Here is a 6341-nt window from a genome sequence, read left to right as displayed (position 1 = left end):
AGCCCGTTCCCGCCGCCGGAGCCCGTTCCCGCCGCCGGAGCCCGTTCCCGCCGCCGGAGCCCGTTCCCGCCGCCCCCGTCTCGCCACTACTCCTTGCGCCACGGCATCATCGGCACCGAAGAGATCGAATTCTTCGGCGACCCCTCGATCAACTTGTCCGAATAAACCAGATAGACCAACGTGTTGCGCTTCTTGTCGAAAAAGCGAACCACCTGCATCTTCTTGAAAAGAATCGAGGTGCTCTTGGAAAAGACCGACTCCCCATCCTTCAACTCCCCCTTGATGTTGATCGGTCCCACCTGACGACAGGCGATCGACGCATCGGAAGTGTCCTCGGCCAAACCCAAACCACCCGAAATGCCACCCTTCTTGGCACGACTCAAATGACAGGCCACACCATCCACCTTGGGATCGTCGAAAGCCTCGATCACAATCTTGCTGTCCGGTCCGAGCAGCTTGAAAACCGTGTCCACGGTGCCGATCTCCTCGGCATGGGAACGACCAGGCAACACACAACAGCCCATCAACAGGGCCAAACTCACCACTTTGCGCAACGTCATGGCGATCTCCTCAGGTCAACAAAAGGTGGGAATGTCAGTCGCGTGGCAGACAGAAACGGGCGTTGAACTCCTCGATGCCATCCACCACGCCGCGTACCAGTTTGGCGCGAGTCTCCGGTTCTTGCAACCGCAACTCCTCCTCTCGATGCACAATCACGCCGAATTCAATCAGAATCGCCGGCATCACCGAATATTTCAACACCACCAGATTGTCAAACTGATAGATGCCGAGATCCTCGTCGATCATGTTGTGCCGCCCGCCCAGAACGTTCTTGGAGTGGTGATAGGCAGGCAGGAAGCCGGCGGCTCGAAACCGCCTGCCGATCATCTTGGCCAGCTCCAGACTGTTGGAGTACTGAAACCCCTTGGTGGAGACCAGGATCGAATAACCCTGAAAGGCGTCGGAATATTTCTGGTGCTTGTTGTTGTAAACCCAGTCGCGCAGAAAAAAAGGCTGCACCGAGTCGTGATGGACCGACACCAGCAGGTCGGCCTGCTTCTCCTCGGCGATGCGCACCCGATCCTTGAGACTGGGCGGTTCGATGATCGCAAAACTGCGGGTCATGCCGGATTTGAGCAGCTCCTCGTGGATCAGAGTGCCCATGGCCAGATTGAACTCGTACTCCGGCTTGCCGCGGGCACTGGTGGCCCCCGGCGCGAAGGTGGCATGCCCCACATCCACGGCCACCTTGCAGTCGCAAGCACCCGCCATGAGATCGAAATCAAACCCCAGGGAGATCAGAAGAATCACCCCAAAGATCCAGAAATACGTCCCGCGCCCGTGCGACAAAAACGAAACCATCAGCGACCAGCCTGGGCGGGCTGCAACGGGACAAACCCGTCGCCGTCGATGTTCGGCGCATCCTGCGTCGCTTGTTTGGTCGGGGTGCCAACGAGAATGTTCAACAGGTCGAGCATGGGAACCGGCTTGTTGCCGGCCTTGGTGGTGCCGGGATGGTGCTGATCGTGACAGAACTGCTCCATCCACTGGGCGCTCTGATCGTTGGCGACCGCGGCGAGCTGCTTGAACAGACAGTGATCATAGGCCAACAGCGGATCCTCGTCATCGGGACGAATGGCCAGATCCTTGTCGGGTCGGGCGTCGGGGAAACGACGCGCGCAGGCCTGCTGGAGGAGTTGCGCCGCCATGGCGCTCTGGGCGGGCCTGACCTTCTCGAGCAGACAGCTCTGATACCCCTCCGAGGCGGCGGCCAGGGCCGCGCCAGTCCAGAGGGACGACAGAACCACGGCGATCGACCAGATGTGACGTGCGGGATGGGATGGAGGCGACATGATGGGTGGATTGCTGGGGTTTCGATGGAGCGAACTTGTTTATTGAAGATGCACGCCGCGTAAGGAAGGGAGTGTACCCGGTTTGCCGCCTTGCGTCACGGTGTGAAGGAGGGCGGAAAGAAGCGTGATGCTCTTTATGATCTACAGAAATTTCTTCAAGTTATACATTGGCGTGGTGAAAAATTTATATGTTATAATTATTTCACTGGAACTTTAGATGCGCGTCACTTCTTGTCCAAGACAGGTGGCTTCATGGAAAGGATGGATTGCAAGCGGCAAAGGATTGATTTTTGGCCGTGTTGCGCAATGTGAAGCCTCAACCGGTCGGCAGGATGCCGTTTGGGGGTATGAATTTTCGAGACTGCGAGTCCCACCAGTCGCGAACCCGGATGGCCAAGTAGCATGTTTCACACAAGAACCACTTGCAACCAGTCGCGCTGTTTGCCCCGGGCCAAGGCAAGCCAGGACCATTTGCCGCATTGAAGCCACTTGAAATAGGTCGTCCAGTGTCGTCCCAGTTCTCTGAGTCTGTTTGGTGATTCGGTGGATGAAATCGCCAAACGAGCATGGATCGAATGCTTTCGAAGCCTGAATGAACACAATGCTACGCAATATGGCGGGCCATCAGGGTCCGTATCGGATGTTATAGGCCATTGCCAAACAGACTCTCACCGCCCCTTGACCTGCGGGGTAACAAACGGCGGCGGCGTGGCGAAGGGCGGCGGCGTGGCGAAGGGCGGCGGGGCCGCGAAGGTCGGAGGGGTCGCGAAGGTCGGAGGGGTCGCGAATGGCGAGGTCGAGGCCGCCGAACCGCTGCCGGCGGATACGATCGAGGCGGTCGAGGCGGTGCCGGAGCTGCCGCTGTTCGAACTTCCCGACGACGCGGGGGTGGTGCCCGAAGGGGTGCTCCCCTGCCCGCTCGGGGTGGTGCCCGCGGGGGGGGTGCCCGAGGTCGATCCGGTCGTGCCGGAGGAAGAGCCGCTCTCCTGACCGCTGGAGGAGGTGGTCTTGCTCTCCTGGATGGTGCTCTTCGACTCGTCGGCCCATCCCGGACCGGACGCGAGCCACACGGAGAGACTCACCAACCAGACCGAACGGAGGATCAGAAGAGACATGGGATGAACGGGGGCGATCCGGGTTGAAAGGGCGTTGACGCGCCTCCGGGTATCCGGGACGCGATGGCCCCGGATACCCGGAAAAGGGGTGCGGCTTCAAACGATATCCCAGCCGTGGAACCCGATTGCGGTGTTCCACAGCTGGGAAGGGTCATCAGTGGATCGGCATGGCCTTGGCCACGATGCCGGTCTCTTTGTGCAGCGTGCTCATCTTCACATCCGCGTCATGCTGATTCGGGAAGGGCCCGAGAATGACGTGGGTGTACTCCTTGCCGTTGATGGTCGAAACCTTGGTGTAGGAGGAGATGCCCCGCTCGATCAGACGGCGACGGAGCTGATTGGCGTTCTCCGGATTGCTGAACGAACCGGCATGAGCCACGAACTCACCGGTGCGCGGAATGGTGATCTCCTTGGCGGCAGTGGCCTCCTTGACCGGCGCGACGCTGGTGGCCGGAGCCTTGGCGACGACGGGGCTCTCCTTGGCCGGCGCGGTCGGCGCGATGGCCGGCGTGGCCACCTTGGCGATGGTGATCGCCGGAGCGGTCGCCGGAGCGGTCGCCTTGGCCACGGTGGCCTCCTTGACCAAAGCGGGCGCGGTCGCCTTGGCAACGGTGCTCTCCTTGGCCGGAACCTTGGCCGGAGCCTTGGCCACGGTGCTCTCCTTGGCCGGAACCTTGGCCGGAGCCTTGGCCACGGTCACCGGAGTGGCCTTGGCCGGGGCCTGGACCGCCGCCTTGGCGACGGTGCTCTCCTTGGCCGGAGCCTTGGCCGGAGCCTTGGCCACGGTGGTCCGGGCGGCGGCACCCTTGGTGGCACCATCCGTGGCCAGCCTGGCCGAGGTCACCGACTTCTTGATCCCCTTGGAGGCCTGGGATTCGGCCACCGTCACGTAACGGGCCTCGATGCCGGTACGCTCCTTGATCGTCGCCACAGCCTGACCCGCCTGCTCCACGGTGGCGAACGGACCGGTCAACAGATGATGGACCGTGTGATTGTTCAACTGACTCTTGCGCAAACGCACCGGAATGCCCGCATCGCTCAGCTTCTTCTGGATCCGCTCCGCACCCTGAACATTGGAATAGGATCCGGCGGTCACCAGGAACGAGCCATCCGCCTGGGAACGCGGGAAATTGGCCTCCTGGGCCAGCGGCGCGGCCTTCGCCTCGCTCTTGGGCGCGAGGGTCGGCGCGGGGATCGCCTTGGCTTCGGCCTTGGCTTCACCCTTGGCCTCGGCGGCGTGCGCCAGCGGCTTGGGCTCCGGCATGCGCGGCAGCGGCTGCGCCTTGGCGATGGCCGGCACCTCGGCGGACTTGGCCGCCTCGCCCTTGGCCTTGATCACCGGAACTTCGGTGATCTGCGCCTTGGCCGCTTCACCCTTCAGGGCGCTCTTGGCCTTCTCCACGGAGAGGCCATCATCCAACGAATCGTCCGCCGGACCTTCCATCGCGGCACCGATGGCATCCTCGGCCAACTCCTCGGAACGGGCAGAGCCCTTGGCGGCCAGGGCGATCTCGGCATCGGACTTCTTGCCATCCAGGGCCACGCCCAGCGACGCGATCGGAGCCGGAATCGGCTCGATCTTGGCGGCGGCCAGGGCATCGGAACCCTTGGCGACCGGCGCCTGGGGCATGGCATGCGGCAGGGCCTCGGCGAGATCCTTGCGCAGCGCGGCCTCGGCATCGTTCTTGGCAGCGGCGGGGACGACGGGGGCAGCCGCGGCCATGCCGGCGGCACCCGCCGGAATGACGGTCTCGGTGCGGGTTACGGCGGCGCCGTCACTCTTGGCGTCGCTCTTCTTTTCGCTGGAGGCGGTCACCAGGGAGCGCAACGACTCCGCGCTCTGCGTGCCCGGAGGAGCGGCATGATTCCAGACCATCAGGGTGACCACGCCACCCACCACGGCGGCGATCAGGGCCTCGGAAAGATGCTTGCCGATCCGCTTGCGACGTTGGATCGCCGCCGCGCGGCGTTGACCCTCGGTGGGGTTGATGAGGATGTCCGCATTGGCTTGCGGGGCTTCTTGACGCGGGGTCTCCGACTCGATGGATGCGCCAGTCACAGGGATTCTCCTTTGCTCATGTATAAAAAGAAATCAATGCCGTTGCTGGGATCCATTACGATCGACAGATACGGCGGTTGGGATGTGCAAAGGGGGTGTGCAAATTGTGTGCCGTTTGGCATTGACGAGAGTCAGATAATCAAAAAGCGTAAACCAAACCGAATCTTAATCGATGTTGAAAAGATGACGCCTGGGCATGCGGGGTCCCAGGCGACAAAGAACCTCATAGGGGATGGTCTCCATCCAACCCGCCATCTCCTCGATGCCGATGAACTCCGCGCCATCCGCGCCCAACAGCGTCACGCGACTGCCGGTGCGACAGGCCGGGATGTCGGTGACATCCGCCAGCGTCAAATCCATGGAGATGCGTCCCACCACGGATGCCTGACGGCCATGCGTCAAAATTTTCGCACGTCCCTTCAGCACCCGGCCATAGCCGTCGGCGTACCCCACCGGCAGCAGGGCGATGCGGGAGGGACGGGTGGTGACGAATTCATGACCATACCCCAAGGGGGTTCCCGCCGGCACGTCACGCACCGAGAGTACATGGGTCAGCCAGCGCACCACCGGACGCAATCCGTCGTCTTGCCAGGAGCGGCGCGGATAGAAGGGGGAGGCGCCATAGAGGACGATGCCGGGCCGGACCCAATCGAGGCGTGCCAGCGGCGTGCCGAGCAGGCCGGCGCTGTTGGCCAGGGAGAGGCGCAACCCCTGGCCGCGCGGTCCCAGGGCATCGAGGGCGGCGTGCAGGGTGCGGACCTGCCCGAGGGTGGTTTCGGTTCCCGCCTCCTCGTCGGCGCGTGCCAGATGGGAGAGCACGGAGTCGAGCTTGAGACCCGGCAGTCGATCCAGGGCCGTCACCATCGCCGGCAGTTCGTCGGGGGCGCAGCCGACCCGACCCATGCCGGTGTCGATTTTGACATGCACCGGAAACAGGGGAGCGTCGGCATCACGCAGACGGCTCAAACGTCGGGCCGCCTCCAGGTCGAAGACCACCGGTTCCAGCTCCAGGGCGAGCACCTGATGTTCAAGTCCCGGTATGAAGCCGGACAACAGCACGATCGGCAGGTCGATGCCGGCGGCGCGCAGGGGAATGGCCTCCTCGACCATGGCCACGCAGAAGCCCGCCGCGCCGGCCTCCACCAGGGCGCGCGCCACCGGCACGGCCCCCAGACCGTAGGCATTGGCCTTGATCACCGGATAGAGGGCGCAGTCAGGACCGACGCTCCGTCGGGCCACGCCGAAGTTGTGGGCGATGGCGGACAGGTCGATCTCCACCCAGGTGGGACGGCCAGGGGAATGGGCGTTCATCGC

General features: G+C 63.1%; 6 protein-coding genes. All 6 read right to left on the bottom strand.

Features of this window, described 5'->3' with window-relative positions:
• Positions 1–86 precede the first annotated feature (86 nt).
• The 6 genes from ACV4UY_RS11835 to alr all read right to left on the bottom strand — a co-directional run bounded on the left by ACV4UY_RS11835 (position 87) and on the right by alr (position 6338).
• Positions 87–560: a CreA family protein gene (locus ACV4UY_RS11835; protein WP_491607793.1), complete on the bottom strand. Its 474-nt coding sequence runs from the start codon at positions 558–560 to the stop codon at positions 87–89.
• A 34-nt stretch (positions 561–594) separates the two neighbouring features.
• The gene (locus ACV4UY_RS11830; protein ID WP_491607792.1) at positions 595–1311 is read right to left on the bottom strand and encodes an N-acetylmuramoyl-L-alanine amidase family protein; all 717 of its coding nucleotides are present in this window, start codon (positions 1309–1311) and stop codon (positions 595–597) included.
• 50 nt (positions 1312–1361) lie between these two features.
• The gene (locus tag ACV4UY_RS11825; protein ID WP_491607791.1) at positions 1362–1853 is read right to left on the bottom strand and encodes a hypothetical protein; all 492 of its coding nucleotides are present in this window, start codon (positions 1851–1853) and stop codon (positions 1362–1364) included.
• 668 nt (positions 1854–2521) lie between these two features.
• On the bottom strand, positions 2522–2968 hold the full coding sequence (locus ACV4UY_RS11820) for a hypothetical protein (protein ID WP_491607790.1): 447 nt from the start codon (positions 2966–2968) through the stop codon (positions 2522–2524).
• A 154-nt stretch (positions 2969–3122) separates the two neighbouring features.
• Complete coding sequence (locus ACV4UY_RS11815) at positions 3123–5027, bottom strand: SPOR domain-containing protein (RefSeq protein ID WP_491607789.1); 1905 nt, start codon at positions 5025–5027, stop codon at positions 3123–3125.
• A gap of 165 nt (positions 5028–5192) precedes the next feature.
• Complete coding sequence (gene alr / locus ACV4UY_RS11810; RefSeq protein ID WP_491607788.1) at positions 5193–6338, bottom strand: alanine racemase; 1146 nt, start codon at positions 6336–6338, stop codon at positions 5193–5195.
• Between the last annotated feature and the right edge of the window lie 3 nt (positions 6339–6341).

The organism is Candidatus Magnetaquiglobus sp., assembly GCF_058402785.1.
This window is presented reverse-complemented; position numbering and strand designations above follow the sequence as displayed.